This is a genomic window from Microbacterium sp. LjRoot205 (genome assembly GCF_056175745.1).
In genome coordinates this window covers 738,821-757,960 of sequence record NZ_JBGFFH010000001.1, presented here as the reverse complement: position 1 = coordinate 757,960, position 19,140 = coordinate 738,821, and the positions used below count along the sequence as shown (strand labels likewise).

At 69.0% G+C, this 19,140-nt stretch carries 15 protein-coding genes; 9 read left to right on the top strand and 6 right to left on the bottom strand.

Annotation, left to right across the window (positions count from 1 at the left end; genetic code table 11):
* Positions 1–16 precede the first annotated feature (16 nt).
* Complete coding sequence (recQ, locus tag AC04ME_RS03765) at positions 17–2,092, bottom strand: DNA helicase RecQ (protein ID WP_475433638.1); 2,076 nt, start codon at positions 2,090–2,092, stop codon at positions 17–19.
* Positions 2,093–2,183: 91 nt separating this feature from the next.
* On the opposite strand from recQ, the gene AC04ME_RS03760 reads away from it, so the two are divergent.
* Positions 2,184–2,501 carry a GNAT family N-acetyltransferase gene (locus AC04ME_RS03760; RefSeq protein ID WP_056375496.1) on the top strand — a complete coding sequence of 106 codons (318 nt, stop codon included), beginning with the start codon at positions 2,184–2,186 and terminating at the stop codon, positions 2,499–2,501.
* Positions 2,502–2,571: 70 nt separating this feature from the next.
* On the opposite strand, the gene AC04ME_RS03755 is transcribed toward AC04ME_RS03760, so the two are convergent.
* On the bottom strand, positions 2,572–2,949 hold the full coding sequence (locus tag AC04ME_RS03755; protein ID WP_475433635.1) for a hypothetical protein: 378 nt from the start codon (positions 2,947–2,949) through the stop codon (positions 2,572–2,574).
* Positions 2,950–3,013: 64 nt separating this feature from the next.
* Between AC04ME_RS03755 and AC04ME_RS03750 the strand changes: the two genes are divergently transcribed.
* Positions 3,014–3,976 (top strand): pirin family protein, encoded by a 963-nt coding sequence (locus AC04ME_RS03750; RefSeq protein WP_475433633.1) that lies wholly within the window; start codon positions 3,014–3,016, stop codon positions 3,974–3,976.
* 59 nt (positions 3,977–4,035) lie between these two features.
* Here AC04ME_RS03750 and AC04ME_RS03745 read toward each other — a convergent pair whose 3' ends face one another.
* Positions 4,036–7,068: a S8 family peptidase gene (locus AC04ME_RS03745; RefSeq protein WP_194286000.1), complete on the bottom strand. Its 3,033-nt coding sequence runs from the start codon at positions 7,066–7,068 to the stop codon at positions 4,036–4,038.
* A 166-nt stretch (positions 7,069–7,234) separates the two neighbouring features.
* Here AC04ME_RS03745 and AC04ME_RS03740 point away from each other — a divergent pair, with 166 nt between their 5' ends.
* The 5 genes from AC04ME_RS03740 (at position 7,235) to AC04ME_RS03720 (ending at position 12,044) form a co-directional block, all read left to right on the top strand.
* Positions 7,235–7,777, top strand: coding sequence for an ECF transporter S component (locus AC04ME_RS03740; protein WP_042537937.1), 543 nt, complete (start codon positions 7,235–7,237; stop codon positions 7,775–7,777).
* A 91-nt stretch (positions 7,778–7,868) separates the two neighbouring features.
* Positions 7,869–9,656 carry an ABC transporter ATP-binding protein gene (locus AC04ME_RS03735; RefSeq protein WP_475433630.1) on the top strand — a complete coding sequence of 596 codons (1,788 nt, stop codon included), beginning with the start codon at positions 7,869–7,871 and terminating at the stop codon, positions 9,654–9,656.
* Positions 9,653–10,471 carry an energy-coupling factor transporter transmembrane component T gene (locus tag AC04ME_RS03730; RefSeq protein WP_475433628.1) on the top strand — a complete coding sequence of 273 codons (819 nt, stop codon included), beginning with the start codon at positions 9,653–9,655 and terminating at the stop codon, positions 10,469–10,471. The genes AC04ME_RS03735 and AC04ME_RS03730 overlap by 4 nt, the downstream gene beginning before the upstream one ends.
* An 11-nt stretch (positions 10,472–10,482) precedes the next feature.
* Entirely contained in the window at positions 10,483–11,358 is an 876-nt protein-coding gene (locus tag AC04ME_RS03725; RefSeq protein WP_475433626.1) for a siderophore-interacting protein, read from the top strand.
* A gap of 110 nt (positions 11,359–11,468) precedes the next feature.
* Positions 11,469–12,044, top strand: a complete 576-nt coding sequence (locus AC04ME_RS03720; protein WP_056375490.1) for an ECF transporter S component — start codon at positions 11,469–11,471, stop codon at positions 12,042–12,044.
* A gap of 223 nt (positions 12,045–12,267) precedes the next feature.
* Here AC04ME_RS03720 and AC04ME_RS03715 read toward each other — a convergent pair whose 3' ends face one another.
* Together AC04ME_RS03715 and AC04ME_RS03710 are read right to left on the bottom strand one after the other, a co-directional pair.
* Positions 12,268–13,431 carry an acyl-CoA dehydrogenase family protein gene (locus tag AC04ME_RS03715; protein ID WP_056375489.1) on the bottom strand — a complete coding sequence of 388 codons (1,164 nt, stop codon included), beginning with the start codon at positions 13,429–13,431 and terminating at the stop codon, positions 12,268–12,270.
* 163 nt (positions 13,432–13,594) lie between these two features.
* A complete protein-coding gene (locus tag AC04ME_RS03710; RefSeq protein WP_042537952.1) occupies positions 13,595–14,530 on the bottom strand; it encodes a M15 family metallopeptidase in 936 nt (311 codons plus the stop codon).
* Between the two features lie 83 nt (positions 14,531–14,613).
* Between AC04ME_RS03710 and AC04ME_RS03705 the strand changes: the two genes are divergently transcribed.
* Entirely contained in the window at positions 14,614–15,675 is a 1,062-nt protein-coding gene (locus AC04ME_RS03705) for an Rv2578c family radical SAM protein (RefSeq protein WP_079112165.1), read from the top strand.
* A gap of 52 nt (positions 15,676–15,727) precedes the next feature.
* Positions 15,728–16,267, top strand: coding sequence for a YaeQ family protein (locus tag AC04ME_RS03700; protein WP_056375486.1), 540 nt, complete (start codon positions 15,728–15,730; stop codon positions 16,265–16,267).
* 426 nt (positions 16,268–16,693) lie between these two features.
* Here AC04ME_RS03700 and AC04ME_RS03695 read toward each other — a convergent pair whose 3' ends face one another.
* Entirely contained in the window at positions 16,694–19,021 is a 2,328-nt protein-coding gene (locus tag AC04ME_RS03695; protein WP_475433624.1) for a DEAD/DEAH box helicase, read from the bottom strand.
* Between the last annotated feature and the right edge of the window lie 119 nt (positions 19,022–19,140).

The following is a 19,140-nucleotide window of genomic DNA, read 5'->3' as shown; positions in this document are numbered from 1 at the left end:
GAGGCCTCAGACGGCGTCAGGCCGCGGCGATCACCGCGAGCACGCCCTCGCCGTAGGCGTCGCGCTTCTTGGCGCCGATGCCGGTGATGCCGTCGAGGTCGGCGAGCGAGGCCGGCCGGTGCTCGGCCAGAGCGCGCAGCGTGGCATCGCCGAAGACAATGTAGGCGGGAACCCCCTGCTCCCGTGCGGTCTCGGCACGCCACGCGCGCAGCGCCTCGAACAGCGGACGGTCGCCGGCGTCGAGAGCATCCGCCGCACTCGCCTTGCGGGCCCGCGGTGAGGACGCCGGTCGCCCGATCGTGTCCTTGCGCAGCGGCACAGGCGTCTCGCCCTTCAACACGCCGACCGACTGCTCGCCGGGGGCTAGCGTGCCGTAATCGCCCTGCGCCACGATGATGCCGCGCGCGAGCAGCTGACGGACGACGCTGCGCCAGTCCTGATCCGAGAGGTCGGCGCCGATGCCGTAGGTCGCGAGCTTCTCGTGGCCCTGCTGGCGGATGCGCTCGGTCGAGGCCCCGCGCAGGATGTCGATCAGGTGACCGGCGCCGAACGACTGGTTGCGCTCGCGCTTGAGGCGAACGATCGTCGAGAGCAGCTTCTGCGCGGGGACGAGCCCGTCGAAGGTCTCGGGCGTCACGAGGCAGGTGTCGCAGTTGCCGCAGGGCTGGGATTCCTGTCCGAAGTAGCCGAGCAGGTTCTGGCGACGGCATTCGACCGTCTCGCACAGCGCGAGCATCGCGTCGAGGTGCTGTCCCATCCGCATCTTGAAGGTGCGGTCGCCCGGGCTCTGATCGATCATGCGCCGCTGCTGCACCACGTCGCCGAGCCCGTAGGCCATCCACGCGATCGACGGTTCGCCGTCGCGGCCCGCACGCCCGGTCTCCTGGTAGTACCCCTCGACGGACTTCGGCAGGTCGATGTGGGCGACGAAGCGCACGTCGGGCTTGTCGATGCCCATGCCGAAGGCGATCGTCGCGACCATCACCACACCGTCTTCGCGCAGGAACCGCGACTGGTTCTTCGCCCGCACCTCGGCGGGAAGGCCCGCGTGATACGGCAGGGCGTCGAAGCCCTGCGCCGCGAGATACGTCGCCGTCTGCTCGACCGACTTGCGGCTCAGCGCATAGACGATGCCCACCGAGCCCTCCGGCTGCGCGCGGATGAAAGAGACCAGCTGTTTGCGCGGATCGACCTTGGGCACGATGCGGTATTGGATGTTCGGCCGATCGAAGCTGGCGACGTAGTGCTTCGCCGTGTCGAGCCTCAGTCGCTCGGTGAGCTCTTTGTGCGTCGCACGGGTGGCGGTCGCCGTGAGCGCCATGCGCGGAACGCCGGGGAACCGCTCGCCGAGGTCGCCGAGTGCGAGGTAGTCGGGGCGGAAGTCGTGGCCCCACTGCGACACGCAGTGCGCCTCGTCGATCGCGATCACGCTGAGTGTGCCTCGTTGCAGCAGCGCCGTGGTCTGCGGCGAGGACAGCCGCTCGGGGGCGACGTAGATGAGGTCGAGCTCACCGGCGACGTACGCCCGTTCGACCTCGCGCCGCTCGTCGATCCCCTGCGTGGAGTTGAGATGCGCGGCGTTGACGCCGTTGGCCCGAAGGGCGTCGACCTGATCGTGCATGAGGGCGATGAGCGGGCTGATCACGAGACCCGTGCCCTCGCGCACGAGAGCGGGAACCTGATAGGTGACGCTCTTTCCGCCACCGGTCGGCATGAGCACGACCGCGTCGCCGCCGCCGATGACCTGATCGACGATCGCGGCCTGGTCGCCGCGGAACTCGTCGTAGCCGAACACCGTGTGCAGCGCCTCGGCCGCCGACGGATAGCGACTGGGAGTGGCACGCCGCACCGCGGGAGCGGATGCCGCGGAGGACGTTGCGGTGGATGCCGTCGCGCGGGACGCCGACCGCCCGACCTTCGTCGTCACGGGCGTCACGGGACCGGGACCCCAGTCGAGCGGAGGCTCGAACCCGGCGCCCTGCGGCTCCCAGTCCATGGGCTCCGGCGGCTCGGAGGGCTCCCATCCTGCGCCGTCCCAGGGCTCGTCTGCGTACGGCAGATCCTCGTACGGGTCACGGGGAGTCTGCGGCATCCCTCCAGCGTAACGACCCCCGCCGACCTCGGCCCGCCCCTCCACAACTCCACGGGCGTAGGTTGGACGCAGACGCCTGAAGGAGATCCCGATGACCGACATCACCGTCACCCGCGACGACGCAGAATCCCGCTACGAGATCCGCTCGGACGGCACGCTCGCCGGCTACGCCGAGTTCGATCTGCGCCCCGGCGCGATCCGCTTCATCCACACCGAGATCGACCCCGCGTTCCAGGGGCAGGGCCTCGCCGGCATCCTCGCCGAGAGGGCGCTGACGGATGCCGCCGCCTCCGGCGATGCGATCGTGCCGCTGTGCCCGTACATCGCGAAGTACCTGACGACGCACGAGATCGCCGGCGCCGAGATCCGCTGGCCGAAACGCCCCGGCACCGCACCGGTCGAGGCCTGACCGGATTCGGACCTGGGCGAATGGCCTGGCGGGAATGGCCTGATGGGGATGACCTGACTCCAGGGCTCGACTACTGCAGACAGGTGCCCATGTAGTACTCGAACAGGGCTTCTCCTGATGCTTTGGCGTCGTCGTCGTACGCCTCGATGACCGCCGTGGGATCGTCATCGATCGATTCCGCACCCACCGTGAGGTAGTCGGTCCAGGCCGTCAGGTCATCGGCGAGCTCCGGGGTCGGCTCGAGCTCCTCGACGAGGCTGAGCCGCGTCTGCACGTCCGCCTCCGTGTTCATCCCCGGGACCAGCGCGACGAACGCGACCGCCGCCGCCTCATGCTCGTCACGGAGTGGACCGCAGAACCCGGCATCGCCCCCTGAGGCGCAACCCGACAGCACCACCGCCGAGGCACCGAGGGCGAGCAGGATAATGGGAGAACGTCGAGACATCATGGGGCGAGCCTAGGAGTCCACCGGAGTGCCGGTGCGCAGACGCCCCTGAGCGAAGGAGAATCGGATGACCGATATCGCGACCCCATCCGGTGACGTCGACGGCGAAGCACGGATCGGCGAACGTCGCATCGTCCTCGAACCGCGCGAGGTGCCTCTCGGCGGGGTGCGCGGTATGAATGTGCTGCGTGTTCTGCCGCACCGCAACCTGCCGACGATCGGGGCCTGGTGCTTCCTCGACCGGTTCGGACCGGCCGACACCCGCATGCGGGTCGAGCCGCACCCCCACATCGGATTGCAGACGGTCACCTGGCCGCTGGTCGGAGAGATCCGTCACCGCGACTCGCTCGGCAGCGACGCCGACCTGCGACGCGGGCAGCTCAACCTGATGACCGCCGGCAACGGCATCTCGCACTCCGAGTACTCGATCGGCGATGACCCCATCCCCCTCGACGCCCTGCAGTTCTGGGTGGTCCTGCCCGACGGTGCACGCCAGGGAGCGGGCGGCTTCGAGCGCCACACCGATCTCCCTCAGGTCTCGCTTCGGGCCGACGAAGGCTCGTCGGCCACGGCCACCGTGGTTCTCGGTGAGTTCGCCGGCGTCACCTCACCGGCCACCGTGCACACACCCATCGTCGGCGCCGAGATCGTGGTGCCGGCCGGCACCCGCGTCCGGCTGCCGCTGCGCCCCGAATGGGAGCACGCCCTGATGCTCGTCGAGGGAGATGCAGACGTGGCGACGCACGGGATGACCCAGAACGAGATGCTCTACCTGGGCGACTCGCGCGATGCCGTCGAGGTGACGAGCGTGCAGGGTGCCCTGCTCTTCCTCATCGGAGGCGAGCCGTTCGCCGACGAGATCGTCATGTGGTGGAACTTCGCCGGACGTGATCACGACGAGATCGTCGAGGCGCGCACCGAGTGGGAGGCGGCATCCGCTCGCTTCGGCGTCGTCGAGGGGCACGACGTGCGCATCCCCGCACCTCCCCTGCCCGACGTGCGGCTCATGCCCCGCGGTCGGAAGATCTGACTCCACAGCGCATGACGACGCCCCGCGCTCCGAAGAGCACGGGGCGTCGCCTGTGACTGCTACTGCGCGTCGACCGTCACGATCGTGCGCACGGCGGACTCACCGTATTGCACGAGTCCGAGATAGCGGGTGCCGGCGGTGAGGCCGGTCCAGCTGAGCTCGTAGCTCGTCGCCTGGCCGCGCACGGCCTCGATCGGGTTCGGGGTCGCCGTGAACGCCCCCTCACCCTCGGGCTGCACGTTGGCGTAGGTCATGTCCCACGTCATCGGCGCCGAGGTCGAGTAGACGTTCGCGACCACCAGGTAGGTGCCGGCCGTCGGTGCAGGAAGCGTCACCCGCTCGTCGGCCGACCCCGTCGCCGACTGCCAGCGCTCGTAGTAGCGCAGGTCGTCGGGGCTCACGACCCGATAGACCGTGAGGTCGAGGTCGCTGCCCGTGTCATCCGACGAGTCGAGGTCGAAGCGCGAGAGCGTCGTGCCCTCCGGCACGTCGACGATCCACGACACGTCCTTGTTCGCGTCTCCCGATGCCTCGTCACCCGAGTGGCCGACGACCCGGCCGTCCGGGTCTTCCAGCAGCGTGAACGGCGTGAGGCCCGACACCCCGAGCGCGAGAGCGCCGTCGACGCCGGGAGTGATGTCGACCGTGGTCGAACCGTCGACTCCCGTGCCCTCGACCTCGGCCGGAGCATCCGCCGTGACGGGGAACACCGCGATCGGCGACCGCACCGTGTTCTTCTTGCTCGTCCAGGTGAGCGATCCGGTCGCCCACTGCTCGACCGGTGCGCTCTGGTTGTCGAACGTGACCGTGTAGGTCGCGGTCTGCCCCGGCTTGTCGAACTTCAGCGTCGACGGCTCCACCGTCACGTTCACGCCGGGCAGATCGACGGATGCCGTGAACGTGCCCTTCTCCGTCGCGGTGACCGTGCGAGTGACCGTCTGCGCGCTGGCGAGCGATCCGATCGAGAACGACGCGACGTTCAGGTCGCTGCCGTCGATCGGCTCGCCGGGGAAGTCGGCCAGGCCCTTGCCCTCGAGGAACGCCACCCAGTCGGGCACGTCGTTCAGATAGAGCAGACCCGGGTTGAAGTAGCGCTTCGGGTCGACCTGACCCGCGCCCTGCTGGAACGGGTCCTTGTTGGCAGAGCCGTCGGGGTTCACCGTGTCGTATGCGGTGGTCATCATCGCGGACTTGATCTCGGCGGGCTTGGCGTTCGGCCGCTCGCCGAGATAGAGCGCCGCGAGACCGGCGATGTGCGGAGAGGCCATCGACGTGCCGGACAGGATGCCGAACGTCGGCGCCTCTCCGGGAGCGTTCTGCGTGGCCGCGAGGATCGCGACACCGGGGGCGGCGATGTCGGGCTTCATGATGTCGCTGCCGTCTGCCAGCATCGGGCCGCGGCTCGAGAATCCGGCGATCTGCGGCACGGGCGTCACCACTCCGGTCGTGTTCTCACCCACGAGCGTGATCGGACGGTCGACGCCGCCCTGCACGTAGGCGAGCACCGCTGCGCGATGCACCGAGGCGAGGTGCACGGTCGGCACGGCATGGAAGTCGTTGTCGAGCGAGTCGGCGGCACCGGGCACGTTGACGAGCACGACACCCATGCCACCGGCATCCTTCACGACCTGCGACTTCTCGGCGCGAGCGTTGCCGCCTCGGTCGCAGACCACGATGTGACCGGTGACCTTCGCGACATCGAGCGTGCCGGGGAGGCACAGCGCGGCATCGGCGGCGGCCTGACCTGCAGCCGGCGCATCGCCCGCGTAGATCGACGGGCCGGTGACCGTCGTGCCGAAGGGCACGCTCACCGACGCACCGGCCTGGGCGAAGCCGTCGAACTGCACGGTGCCCTCCCACGTGGGGATGGTCGAGGCGGCGACGGTGGTGTACCACGGAGACGCGTGATCGGCCGTGACAGGGTCGGGGCCGTCGTTTCCGGCGCTGGTCGCCACGAAGACGCCCGCGGCGGCCGCGTTGAAGAACGCGATGTCCTCCGGCGCGAGCACGGTCGACGCCGCTCCACCGCCGATCGAGTAGTTGATCACGTCGACCCCGTCGGCGACGGCCTGGTCGATCGCGGCGATCAGGTCGCTGCCGGCACAGATGTCGTCGGTCGTGACCGCCTCGTCGGGTCCGACGTAGCAGGCCTTGTAGGCCGCGACCTTGGCACCGGGTGCGACGCCCGAGATCCTGCCGAAGTCGACGTCCTCGATCGAGGCCTTCACACCGAAGTTGCCGGCCGCCGTGCTCGCGGTGTGCGAACCGTGGCCGTCGCCGTCACGCGGCGAGAGGTAGTCGTACTGGAAGTCGAATCCTGCCGCCTCAGCGCCGGTGTAGAAGTACTGGGCGCCGATGAGCTTCGTCGAGTAGTCGCCCTTGTCCCATTCCTGGGCCTCGACCATCGTTCCCTGGAACTGACCGCCGTCGGACTTGTCGAAGTAGACGTAGGTGCCGTCGGTGTACGGCTGATTCCCCTTGTGGCGCTTGTCCTTCTTGGGCTGCTTCTTGAGGTTCTTGCCCTCGAACGACGGGTGCTCGGGGGCGATCCCGGTGTCGATGACACCCACGACCACGCCCTCGCCGGCCTTGTCGACACCGCCGGTCTGCTGCCAGACGCCGCCGCGGCCCTTCTTGTCGTCGCCGAGACCGAGGAAGTCCGTCGAGGTCTGCGCGTCGGGGTGACGGATGAAGTCGGGGTAGACGCCGTAGACGTCCTTCGACGCACGGAGCTTGTCGACCTGCTCTCCCGACAGCTCGGCGCTGAAGCCGTTGAGCACCACCTGGTAGGTGTTCTCCGGGGTGACCCCGACCTCTTGCGCTATCGTCTGCTGCTCGGACTCGAGATGCTCGACATAGCGCTGCGAATCCTGCGACTGCCTCTCGAGCTGCTCGCCCTCGGCCGGCTTCGTCGCCTTGAGGCCGTTGACGTCGCCGGTGTAGCTCGCGAGTGGATCGGACTTCAGCACGACGATGTAGTGACCGGGCGTGCCTTCGACCGGAGTGGGGTGGTTCACCTCCTCCGTGCTTGCGTAGCCTGCGGTTGCCGTCGATGCGATGAACAGCGTTGCCAGGGTTGTGGCCGCTGCCATCCGGAGGGGTGTTCGACCCATGCGCTTCTCCCGATGATCACGGTGCGACTGCGTTGCCGCACCGCCGTTCAAGCTACGCCGGGCTTCCGTCCACACACCAGAGTCGGGGATTATTCCTGGACGAACGGCCAGCCGTGTCGCCGATGGTCGACAGTAGGCTGGACGAGTGGCATCCTCCCCCGTCCTGACGACCCGCGTGCTGCTGGTCTGCGCCGCGATCGGCGTCGCCACGGGCCTCCTCGGAGGGATCGCCGGCTGGATCACGCTCCCTGTTCTCGCGGGCCCCGCATTCCTCTACGGCCTGGTCCTCGGTTCGCACGTCCTTCCGGGCATCATCGCCCAGGAGGTGCTGCGCCGCCCCCTGGTCGCACTCGTCACGCACGTCATCGCCGCGCTCATCTCGAGCGCCTTCAACCCGGCCTGGACGCTGCGCTTCATCGGCACCGCGCTGCTGTTCGGCGCGATCCAGGAGGGCATCGCCGCACTCACGCGGTACCGCTCGTGGGGGGCGTGGCGCTTCTTCATCTCGGCCGGGGTCATCGGGGTCATCGTGGCGGTCGTGGTGTTCTTCGCCGCTCACCTGGCCGTGCTGCCGCCATGGGCGCAGATCGCCTATCTCGTGATCTCGGTGCTCGGCCCCATCGCCTGGACGGCCGTGGGGTTGGCGATCGGAGGCGCCCTGAGCCGGGCAGGCGTGGCCCGGCGCTGAGCGTCGATCGCGGCTGATCCGGCGCGTGGCGATTCAGGTAAGGCTCAGCTAAGTTAGAACGGTACCGATCCGCCGAAACCGGGGTTATGCCGTGCGCTCATCCGCGCCCCATCTCAGCGTGCGTGACCTCTCGATCACCCACGCCGGTGCGGTGCGCCCCTCGCCCCACGACGTCACGTTCGACATCGACACCGGTGAGGTCGTGCTGCTCCTCGGCCCCTCCGGTTCGGGCAAGTCGACGCTCACGCTCGCACTCAACGGGCTCGTCCCGCATGCCGTGCCGGCGACCATGACGGGCGCGGTGGACGCCGGCGGCGTCAGCACGGCCGAAGCCGACACCGCGTCGTTGAGCACCCACGTCGCGATGGTCTTCCAAGACCCGGATGCGCAGATCGTCACCGGCACCGTCTACGACGAGGTCGCGTTCGGACCCGAGAATCTGCTGCTCCCCCTCGACGAGGTGCACGCCAGGACGGCGGACGCGCTCGGTCGCGTCGGCCTGTGGGAGCGACGGGACGAGAACCCCGACCGGCTGTCGGGCGGGGGGCGTCAGCGCCTCGCGATCGCGTGCGCACTGGCCATGGGGTCTCCCCTGATCGTGCTCGACGAGCCGACCGCGAACCTCGACCCGCAGGGCATCGACGATGTCTATGCCGCACTGACCGATGTGGTCGCCGCCGGCGATCGGGCCATCCTGCTCGTCGAGCACAACCTCGACGCGGCGATGGGCTTCGTCACCCGCACGATCGTGCTCGACCGTGCGGGACGCGTGGCGTTCGACGGCCCGGCGGCCGAGATCATCCGCACACACGCCCCCGAGCTCATGGCCATGGGGGTCTGGTTGCCGGGTGCGACTCTGGCCGCACTGCGGATGCAGGAGGCGGGGGCGCACTTCGACGAACTCCCCCTCACGCCCTCCGAGCTCGCCGCGGCGCTGACCGTGACGCGGGTGAACCACCTGCAGGGCCCGGGCACGGCCTCGTCCGCCGCCTCCCGCCCGAACCGTCTGCAGGACCGAGGCACGGATGCAGGACCAGACGACGCTGTTTCGGCCGACGTTCGTGCCACGGTCCTGCAGACGGACGCAGGTCGCGGCTCGACGACCGAGACCGGCGACACCGCACCGATCATCAGCGCCCGCGGTCTCACCGTGCGCCGCCACCGCACCGAGATCCTGCACGGCATCGATCTCGACATCGAGCCGGGAACCCTCACCGCGATCATCGGCACCAACGGCGCAGGCAAGACCACCCTGCTGCAGGCGCTGGCCGGAGTCGTGCCGCCGCCGAAGCGCCAGGTGACGGTCGACGGCATCGACCCCGGCTCGGCGTCGCCGCGTGAGCTCGCAAGCCGCATCGGGTTCGTGTTCCAGAACCCCGAGCATCAGTTCATCGCCCACACGGTGTTCGACGAGCTGGCACACGGGCTTCGGCTGCGGCACACCCCGGATGCCGAGACGCGCGAGCGCGTCGATGCCATGCTCTCCCGCTTCGGACTCGAAGCCAAGGCCGACGTGCACCCGTTCCTGCTGTCGGGCGGAGAGAAGCGACGCCTCTCGGTCGGCACGGCCCTCATCACCCGTCCGCAGGTGCTGGCGCTCGACGAGCCGACCTTCGGTCAGGATCGCGCGCGGGCCTCCGAGCTCCTCGCGCTGCTGCGCGATCTGCGCGCTGAGGGAACGACGATCGTCATCGTGACCCACGACCTCCAGCTCGTCGCCGAGCACACGTCGCACACCGTCATCCTCAAGGACGGTCGAGTGCACGCCGCCGATCGCACCGACGAGCTCTTCCGCGATGAGGCGCCGTTCGTCGAGGCGGGGCTCCGGCTCCCGGCGCTGCAGCGCGTTCTGGCCGAAGCGGGGCAGGCGATCGCATGAGCGCGCACGTCTTCGACCCGTACGCCGCCGTCTCGGCATCCTCTCCGCGCCAGTTCCTGTATGCGCTCAACCCGCTGGCGAAGGTCGCCGGAGTCGCCCCGGCCATGGTGCTGCTGATCTTCGTGCGCGACCTCGCCACACCCGCCGCCTTCCTGGTGCTGTCTCTCGCACTGATCGTCGCGGGTTCCCGCGTGACCTGGCGCACGGCCGCGCTGCTGTTCGTCGCGCTGCCGATCGGCATGCTCGCGATCGGCGTCGGGTTCTCGCTGTGGGTCGATGCGTCGCTCGTCGACGATACCCGTGCCGCGCTGCAGATCGGCGAGTGGACGCTGTACCGAGGCGCTCTTGAGATCGGTTTCGCCACCGCCCTCCGACTCGGTGCGATCGTCGCCCTGGCGCTCGTCGGCGGCCTGACCACCACCGGCCCCGACCTCGTGCGCGCCAGCGTGCAGCAGCTGCGCGTGCCCTACCGGATCGGCTACACGGCCCTCGCCGCCTTCCGCTTCGTGCCGCGCTTCGGCCACGAGCTCGCTGTGATCCGTGCCGCGCATCGGGTGCGCGGTCATCACGGCGGCAGCGGTCCGTTCGCACGCATCGCCCGAGGCTGGGGCTACATCGTGCCGTTGCTCGCCGGAGCGATCCGCCACGCCGAGCGCGTCGCTCTCGCCATGGACTCCCGCGCCTTCGGCGCCCACCCGACACGCACCGAGCGTCATCTCGTGCCGTTCCGCACCCGCGACACCGTCTTCATCATCGCGTCGATCGCCGCATCCGCCGCGATCTTCGTGCTCTTCTTCCCCTGGCAGCTGCCCTGAAAGGCGCCCGCATGGCATACAGCAAACTGGTCAAGCCCGAATCGTCCGAGCTCATCCACCTCAGCGTGCTGCGCACCCAGCGCCTCTCCGAGCACTGGATGAGAGTCACCCTCGGGGGAGGCGAGATCGAGAAGTTCCACCCGATGGGATTCGACCAGTGGTTCCGACTGTTCCTGCCGATCGGCGGCGATGCGGGCCTCGACCGGGTGCCCGCGAAGGCGAACAAGATGTTCGGGTATCTCAAATTCCTGCGCATCCCCGACGGCGAACGCCCCGTCATGCGCAACTACAGCGTGCGCGCACACCGCCCGGCGACGGCGGAGTCGGGCGCCGAGATCGACGTCGACTTCGTGCTGCACGGGTCTGCGGCCGACGGCACGGCCGGGCCCGCCTCGCGATGGGCGGAGACCTGCGCGCCCGGCGAGCACGTGCTGATCATCGACGAGGGACTGACGTTCAACCCGCAGCGCGGAACGGACCGCGTCGTACTGGTCGGCGACGAGACGGCGCTGCCGGCGATCGCCTCGATCTGCGCGTCGCTGCCCGCGCACGCCACGGGCACGGCGATCATCGAGGTGCCGTCCGAGGAGGACGCGCTCGACTTCCCGCATCCGGCCGGTGTCGACCTGGTCTGGCTCGTGCGCCCGCACGAGTTCGACCCCGGGTCTTTCGCTCTGGCTCGACTGCGCGAGCTGACGCTCCCCGACGCGCCGTTCCACGCCTACGCGGCGGGCGAGCAGTCGCTCGCATCCGGTGCGCGCAAGCACCTCGTGGGCGAGCGCAGCGTAGACAAGAACGACGTCAGCTTCTGCGGGTACTGGAAGATCGGCGCTGCGTCGCCGACGTCGAAGGCAGCCCGCGAAGCGGCAGCGGAGCCCCTCGCATGAGCGGCGCGGATGGCATGCCCTGAGCGGATGCCGCGGGCTCGAACCCCTACGCGGATTCGGCCTCCCACGGTGGTGAGCGGTCAGAAACGCATCCGAAATCGCCTTCTGGGATGCAGAATCGACCACCCACCGGTGGCGGACGCTCGCGCTTCCGGTTCCCGACGGCGATCCTCCTGACATGTGCCGCGCTCGGTGTCGCCGGTGGAGCGCTGCTCGCGCCGGCGAACTGGATCTCGACGATCCTCTTCCCCGGTCTCCCCTTCGTCAGCGTCGGGCTCGCCGGACTCTGGCTGCTCCCCTCGGTCATCGCCCTGCGTCTGCTGCGCCGCCCTCTCGTCGGTCTGCTGGTGGGCCTGCTGGCCGGACTCGTCATCGTCCCGTTCTCGGGATACGGCTTCAGCAGCGTCGCCACCAACCTGTGGTGGGCGGCGTTCACCGAGCTGCCGTTCCTCTTCGTGCTCTGGCGCTACTGGGGAACCTGGTTGCACTACCTCGGCGCCGCGATCGTCGGCATCGTCTACCCGGTGCTCGCCTGGACGTCGTTCAACCTCGGCAGCTTCGAGCTGCCCCTGCAGGTCACGTTCTTCGCCGTGACCCTCGCCAGCTGCCTCGGGGCGACTGCCCTCGGCATCCTGATCGCCGACCGGCTGCGGAAGGCCGGCGTGGGAGCACGGCTGCCGCGCTGACCGGGGCAGGACCCGTCAGGTGCCTGTCGTCCGGACACAGCTTCGGATGCCGACTCGCGGCGAGCCGCGCTCCGGCATCCGGTTCCGGTGCGTCGCTCCTGCCCGCGGAATATGTGCGGAGCGAAGCCGATCCACTCGCCCACGAGCCGACTCGGGGTGGACCCGGCACCACGAGAAAGGGCCCCGGATGCCGACATCCGGGGCCCTTCGAATCTTCGATGCGTCAGCGCTTGCCGACGATCTGACGACCGACGAGGTCGCGCATGATCTCGTTCGTGCCGCCGTAGATGCGGTGCACGCGGGCATCGGTGAAGGCCCGGGCGATCGGGTACTCCATGATGTAGCCGTAGCCTCCGTGCAGCTGCACGCCCATGTCGAGCACCTCCCACTCGCGCTCGGTCGCCCAGAACTTGACCTTCGCGGCGTCCTCGGCGCTGAGCGTGCTGTTCTTGTAGGCGAGCAGTGCGCGATCGATGTACGCCCACATCGCGTCGGTGGTCGCCGCCATGTCGGCGAGCCGGAAACGGGTGTTCTGGAAGTCGGCGATGCGCTCGCCGAACGCCTCGCGGTCCTTCGTGTAGGCGACGGTCCAGTCGAGGGCGGCCTGAGCGGCCGCGGCCGCGGCGACGCCGATCGAGAGGCGCTCGAGCGGCAGGTTGAGCATCAGCTGGATGAAGCCCTGCCCCTCCTTGCCGCTGATGAGGTTCTCGTCGGGGATGAACACGTCGGTGAAGCTGAGCTCAGCCGTGTCCCAGCCGTGGAAGCCCATCTTGCTGAGCTTCTTGCCCTGGTCGAAGCCCTCCATGCCCTTCTCGACGAGCAGCAGGCTGAACGCGTCGGGACGGTTGCCCTCGCCGGTCTTGACGAAGGTCACGACGACGTCGGCCGTCGAGCCGGAGGAGATGAACGTCTTGGCGCCGTTGAGGATGTAGCCGCCGTCGACCTTCTTGGCGTTGGTCTTGATGCCGCGCAGGTCGGAGCCGGCGCCGGGGTCGGTCATGGCGAGCGCGCCCAGAACCTCGCCGGTGGCCATGCGGGGCAGCCACTTCTCCTTCTGCTCCTGCGTGCCCATGTGCACGAGGTACGGAACAGCCAGATCGTCCTGGATGCCGAAGGCGCCGGCCAGCGAACCCGCGCCGGAGGCGATGACCTCCTCCATCACGACCGTGCGGAATCGGTAGTCCTGCAGCATCCCGGCTCCGCCGAACTCCTCGGGCACGGACAGTCCGATCAGGCCCGCCTCGCCCGCCGCCAGCATGGTCGCCCGGTCGATCTCACCCGCGGCATCCCACCGCTCGATCGCCTCGTGGCTCACGTGGCGCTTGACGAAGTCCTTGACGAGGTCGCGGAATGCCTCGTGATCCTCTTCGTAGATGTCGCGTTCCATTGCGTCCTCCTGAACGTTCGTGCGTCTTTGCTCCGGCGATTCTATGCCGGGTCACCGACACCACGACAGCCCGTTGTGAGAATGCATCCCACAATCCGTGGGACTGGGTACCGCGATTGTCGGATGCCGCAATCGGGCCGATCCGGACATGCGCGAGACGCGGTCAGTGGGTGTAATCGGGAGCGGCGGGGAGCCCGAAGAACTCCTCCAGCGTGTGATATCCGCCCTGGTGGTAGGCAGCCGCGAGCTCGCGTCCGAGGTAGCGCAGATGCCACGGCTCCGGCTTGTACCCGGTGATCCCCGAACCGATCTGCTCGTATCGGACGATGAAGCCGTATTCCCAGGCGTTCGCCGCGATCCACTCGCCCTGCACGGTCGCCCCGAACGACTCGATGGCTCCGCACGACGAGTCGCAGGCCACGAGATCGAGTGCGAGCCCGGTCTGATGCTCGCTGTGACCGGCACGCGCCGACGAGGCATCCGCCCCGGCCTGGCCGCTGTTGCGCACATGCGATGCGTGGGTCGCGACCTGCAGGTCGTATGACCGGTAGCCGTTGTTAGCGCCGATGCGGCCCGCTCCCTCGGCGGCGGCGGCATCGGCCATCTCTCCGACTGCCGCGGCGACGTCTGTGCGGGCCTGCCCCGAGCGAGTCGTCATCTGCAGCGGAAGGTCGGCGAGGGACGAAGGCGCGAAAGAGAGCGGAGCGAGGGGACGCGCCTTGTTCACGACCACCCAGACATGAGCGGGGTCGTCGAGCGCGATGCACGGGGCGTTGCCCGCGACGACGGCGGCCCGGAAGCTCTCGCCGCCGCCGAAGCCAGCGATGATCGCCGAATCGTCGGCGACCGCTATCGCCTCGAGCACGCTCGGCTCCGAACACGGATCGGCCGCGGTGGTCGCACCGACCTCGACCGCCGGCACCTCCTGCACCACCAGCGGCTCCGGCATCGCCATCTCCGCGGGCGCGGATGCGGCGATGGGCGCGCCCGCGATCGACAGCAGGACGCCGATCGCCGTCACCGCAAGACCGATGGGCAAGGCGGGTCCGCGGATCGGAGAGCGCTGTGCCGCATGCTGAGGCTGCGGCGGGAAGAACATGCTTCCATTGTCCCTTAAGTCCGATCGAACAGAATTCCCACCCCGGGTTGACGTTCCATCGTAAGTATGTTCGAATTATCGGCATGCGGTGGCAAGGGCAGAAACTCGGCGACGTCGATGACGCCGCCCTGCCCGGCCTCGAGGCGCGCACAGGGGTGCTCCGCACGGTGACCACTCCCGACTTCGCGGGCATGACGTTCCATGAGGTGCTGTCGAAGTCCGCGCTCAACCATGTTCCCGGCGCATCGCGCATGCCGTTCGCCTGGACCATCAACCCGTATCGCGGATGCAGTCACGCGTGTGTCTACTGCTTCGCTCGGGGCACCCACGAATACCTCGATCTCGATGGCGGCTCGGACTTCGACTCTCAGATCGTCGTGAAGGTGAACGTCGTCGAAGTGCTGGAGAGAGAGCTGCGCAAAGGCAGCTGGGAGCACGAGACCGTCGCTCTGGGGACGAACACCGACCCGTATCAGCGCGCCGAGGGCCGGTACAAGCTGATGCCGGGGATCATCGACGCCCTCGCCGCGTCGGGCACCCCGATGTCGATCCTCACCAAGGGAACGCTGATCCGGCGAGACATCCCATTGCTGGTGAAGGCGGCCCAGCGGGTGCCCGTCGACATCCAGATGTCGATCGCGATGTACGACGACGAGCTGCAGAAGGCGATCGAACCGGGCACCCCGACGACGCAGGCTCGGCTCGACACGGTGCGAGCGCTCCGGGATGCGGGCTTCAGGGTGACCGTGTTCCTGATGCCGATCATGCCCCACATGACGGACTCCGTCGAGGCGATCGACACAGCGCTGCGACGCATCAAGGAGGCGGGAGCGAATCGCGTCATCTATGGCGCTCTCCACCTGCGCGCCGGTGTGAAGCCCTGGTTCATGCAGTGGCTCGGCGAGTTCCGTCCCGACCTGGTCTCGTCGTACCGGGGGCTGTATCCGGGCGTCTCGGCCGAGGCACCCAAAGGCTATCGCCAATGGCTCGCCAAGCGGGCGCGGCCGCTCATCAGGCTGCACGGCCTCGACGGCCAGCACGAAGACGACTACCCGGTGCGCGGCATCCGGGGGTCCGCGCCGCACGGGCGCCCGGCGCCGGCGTTCACCCCGTCGCCTGCCCCTGCGCAGCCGATGCTGTTCTGAGGGAACAGGACGCGTCGGCGGCCAACGCCCCGGGCGCGTAAGCTCGGACGTTATGGCTATCGGCTCCACCATGCACACGTTCGAAGTCCAACTGGCCGACATGGATCGCGGTGTGTACGACGACTTCTCGCTGCGTGCGGCACGGCATCCGTCGGAGACCGATGCGTACATGCTCACCCGCGTGCTCGCTTACGGACTCGAGTTCGCAGAAGGCATCGCATTCGGCGGCGGGATCTCGCAGACCGACGAGCCGGCCGTCCTCGTCCGCGACCTCACCGGCCAGATCACGGCCTGGATCGAGATCGGAGCGCCCGATGCCGAGCGTCTGCACTACGGCAGCCGACTGGCAGAGCGCACCGTCGTCTACACGCATCGCGATCCCGCGAAGGTCATGGCCCCCTGGGCAGACAAGCGCATCCACCGCTCGGAGGACATCCGGGTCTTCAGCTTCGATGCGGGGTTCATCGACTCCGCCGCACCGCTCATCGAGCGCCGCAACACCATGACGCTCACCGTCACCGAGCAGGTGCTCTACCTCGACCTCAACGGCACGACGTTGACGACAGCGATCCACGAGCACGAGCTCGGCTGAGCGCAGGGCGGAGGACTGCGTTTCGGGAGGACGACTGCGCTTCGGGCGGAGGATTCCGCTTCGGGAGGAGGACTGCGCTTCAGGCGGAGGACTGCGCTTCCGGCGGAGGACTGCGCTTCCGGCGGACGACTGCGCTTCGGGAGGACGATTCCGACCGATGAGTCCTCCCGAGGCGCAGATCTCCTCCCGAAGACGTCGCCCCACGCGCCGAAGCAGATCACGCGCGCCGAAGGAGACCACCCCTTCCGAAGCAGATCACACGCGCCGAAGGAGACCACCCCTTCCGAAGCAGATCACGCGCCGAAGAGGGTGAGCCCCCGACGCCCCGTGCCGATGTGGCGACGCACACAGCCCCGGCGAACCGGACGAACATGACGAAGGCCCCGCCCCCGCGGATGCGGGGACAGGGCCTTCGTCGGCGGCGGATCAGGCCGTGAGGTCTGACGCGGTCGGCATGCGACCGGCGATCTCCTCGATCAGGTCGTCGTTCAGACGAGCGTTCTCGAACGGAGCGTCGATCTCGGCGCGCTGCAGCAGCTCGGTCATGCGACGCTGACGCTGACGCGTGATCAGCGTGACGACGCGGCCCGAGCGACCGGCGCGACCGGTGCGGCCCGAGCGGTGCAGGTACGTCTTGTACTCGTCGGGTGCGTCGGCCTGGACGACCAGATCGATGTCGTCGACGTGGATGCCGCGGGCGGCGACGTCGGTGGCGACGAGCACGTTCACGCGGCCCGACGTCAGACGCTCGAGGTTGCGCGTGCGCTTGGCCTGGTTGAGGTCACCGTGCAGCGAGACCGCGGGGATGCCGGCGTCGTCGAACTGCTCGGCGAGCATGTCGGCATACGCACGGGTGCGGGCGAAGACGAGGGTCTTGCCCGCGCGATCGACCAGCGACGTGAGGATGTCGGCCTTGTCGCGGTGCTCGATGACGAGCACGCGGTGCTCGATGGTGCTCGATTCCTGATCTTCACCTGCGACCTCGTAGACGGCCGGGTCGACGAGGAACTCGTCGACGAGGGCCGCGACCTCACGGTCGAGCGTGGCCGAGAAGAGGAGCTTCTGGCTGCCGTCGGCCGTGTGACGCAGGATGCGCTGCACGGGCTCGACGAATCCGAGCTCGCACATGTGGTCGGCCTCGTCGAGAACGGCGATCCGGCAGTCCGAGAGGTCGAGCTTGCCCTGGTTGATCAGGTCCTCGATGCGACCGGGTGTGCCGATGACGATGTCGACGCCCTTCTTCAGCGCGCCCACCTGGCGGCCCTGGGGCACGCCACCGTAGATCTGCGTGGTGAAGAGGCCGACGCTGCGGGCGATCGGCTGGATCGTGCCGTCGATCTGCAGCGCGAGCTCGCGCGTCGGAGCGAGGATGATCGCGCGGGGCTTGCGGCCGAATTCGCGGCGCTTGCCCGCCTGCGACTGCAGCACACGCTCGACGAGCGGAGCACCGAACGCGATGGTCTTTCCCGAGCCGGTGCGACCGCGGGCGAGGACATCGCGACCCTTGAGCACTGCCGGGATGCTGGCAGCCTGGATCGGGAACGGCGTCGCCGCGCCCATGCCGGCGAGGGTCTCGACGATGTTGGATCCGAGACCGAGGTTGCCGAAGGTCACACCGTCGACCTCGACGGCCGCCACGGACTTCGCCTCGAGGCGCTCGTGCACGACGTCGTCGGTCGGCTCGAACTTCTTGGCGGGGGCCGCACTCGATGTGGCGTTCCAGTCGTTGCGGCTGGGGCGCTCGTTGCGCGACGGCCGTCCACGGGTGTCCGACGTCAGCGGGCGGGGACGATCGGTGCGGTACGCGCCACCGGTCGAGGGACGCGAACGCTCGTCGCGGCCACCCTCGATCGAACGCTGAGTGCGGTCACGGTCGAAGGCACGACGCGCACGGTCGGCGTCGTAGGAGCGCTCAGAACGCTCGGCACCGCCACGGTCATCACGGCGCGGGCCTGCGCCACGGTCGTCGCGACGAGGACGGTCGTCACGGTCGAAGCGGGGACGCTCGGATGCTGCGCGGTCGAAGCGCGGACGCTCGGATGCGCCGCGGTCGTCGCGGTTGAAGCGCGGACGCTCGGAAGCGCCGCGGTCGTCGCGCTGCGGGCGGTCGTCGCGGTTGAAGCGCTGGCCACCGCGGTCGTCGCGGAAGCCACCGGAACGCTGGTCACGGCGGTCGTCGCGACCCGGACGTCCGCCGTCGCGGTGATCGCCATCGCGGAAGCCCTGGCGCTGCGTGCCGGCACCGCGGTCGTCACGGCGCGGACGCTCGTCGCGCTGGCCGCCACGCTCATCACGGTACGTACCAGGACCGGTCGGACGCTGTCCGCCGCGGTCATCGCGGCGCGGACGGTCGAAGCCCGCGGAAGAGCGGTCGTTGTAGCGCGGACGGTCGTCACGGCTGTGCGGTGCCTCACGGCGACCCGACTCGGCACGGTTGCGGATGCCGCGCGACTCGTCGCGACCCGCACGCTCCTGCGACGACCAGCGCTGCTTGGGTGCGGCGCCCTCTTCGGCCGGGCGGTAGCCGCGGTGGCCGACGCTGCGACTGCCGGGACGACGGTCGTATCCGGCCGCGGGAGTGCGCCGCTCACCGGCATCCGCACGTCCACCGCGTGCATCACGCGAATCGCGGGTGTCGCGTGCACCGTCACGGCCACCGTTGTGGCGGTCGTGGAACGACGTCTTGTTCGCGCCGTAACGCGGCTCGAAGTTGGCGGAGGGGCGTCCGCCGCGGGGCTTCTTGTTCTTGGGCATGAGTGTGTCCTTCTGAGTTCTCGCCACGAGAACGGCGCCGCGCACACGCGCGGTACCCTGCGCGCGGTGGGATGCGACCACGCGGGGTTTCCGGACTGCCAGCGGCCGGGGCCATTCAT

What these genes read in the sequence shown, in the direction of transcription:
- recQ (WP_475433638.1), bottom strand. Translation starts at nt 2,092, where the DNA reads ATGCCGCAGACTCCCCGTGACCCGTACGAGGATCTGCCGTACGCAGAC.
- AC04ME_RS03760 (WP_056375496.1), top strand. Translation starts at nt 2,184, where the DNA reads ATGACCGACATCACCGTCACCCGCGACGACGCAGAATCCCGCTACGAG.
- AC04ME_RS03755 (WP_475433635.1), bottom strand. Translation starts at nt 2,949, where the DNA reads ATGATGTCTCGACGTTCTCCCATTATCCTGCTCGCCCTCGGTGCCTCG.
- AC04ME_RS03750 (WP_475433633.1), top strand. Translation starts at nt 3,014, where the DNA reads ATGACCGATATCGCGACCCCATCCGGTGACGTCGACGGCGAAGCACGG.
- AC04ME_RS03745 (WP_194286000.1), bottom strand. Translation starts at nt 7,068, where the DNA reads ATGGCAGCGGCCACAACCCTGGCAACGCTGTTCATCGCATCGACGGCA.
- AC04ME_RS03730 (WP_475433628.1), top strand. Translation starts at nt 9,653, where the DNA reads ATGAGCGCGCACGTCTTCGACCCGTACGCCGCCGTCTCGGCATCCTCT.
- AC04ME_RS03725 (WP_475433626.1), top strand. Translation starts at nt 10,483, where the DNA reads ATGGCATACAGCAAACTGGTCAAGCCCGAATCGTCCGAGCTCATCCAC.
- AC04ME_RS03720 (WP_056375490.1), top strand. Translation starts at nt 11,469, where the DNA reads ATGCAGAATCGACCACCCACCGGTGGCGGACGCTCGCGCTTCCGGTTC.
- AC04ME_RS03715 (WP_056375489.1), bottom strand. Translation starts at nt 13,431, where the DNA reads ATGGAACGCGACATCTACGAAGAGGATCACGAGGCATTCCGCGACCTC.
- AC04ME_RS03710 (WP_042537952.1), bottom strand. Translation starts at nt 14,530, where the DNA reads ATGTTCTTCCCGCCGCAGCCTCAGCATGCGGCACAGCGCTCTCCGATC.
- AC04ME_RS03705 (WP_079112165.1), top strand. Translation starts at nt 14,614, where the DNA reads ATGCGGTGGCAAGGGCAGAAACTCGGCGACGTCGATGACGCCGCCCTG.
- AC04ME_RS03700 (WP_056375486.1), top strand. Translation starts at nt 15,728, where the DNA reads ATGGCTATCGGCTCCACCATGCACACGTTCGAAGTCCAACTGGCCGAC.
- AC04ME_RS03695 (WP_475433624.1), bottom strand. Translation starts at nt 19,021, where the DNA reads ATGCCCAAGAACAAGAAGCCCCGCGGCGGACGCCCCTCCGCCAACTTC.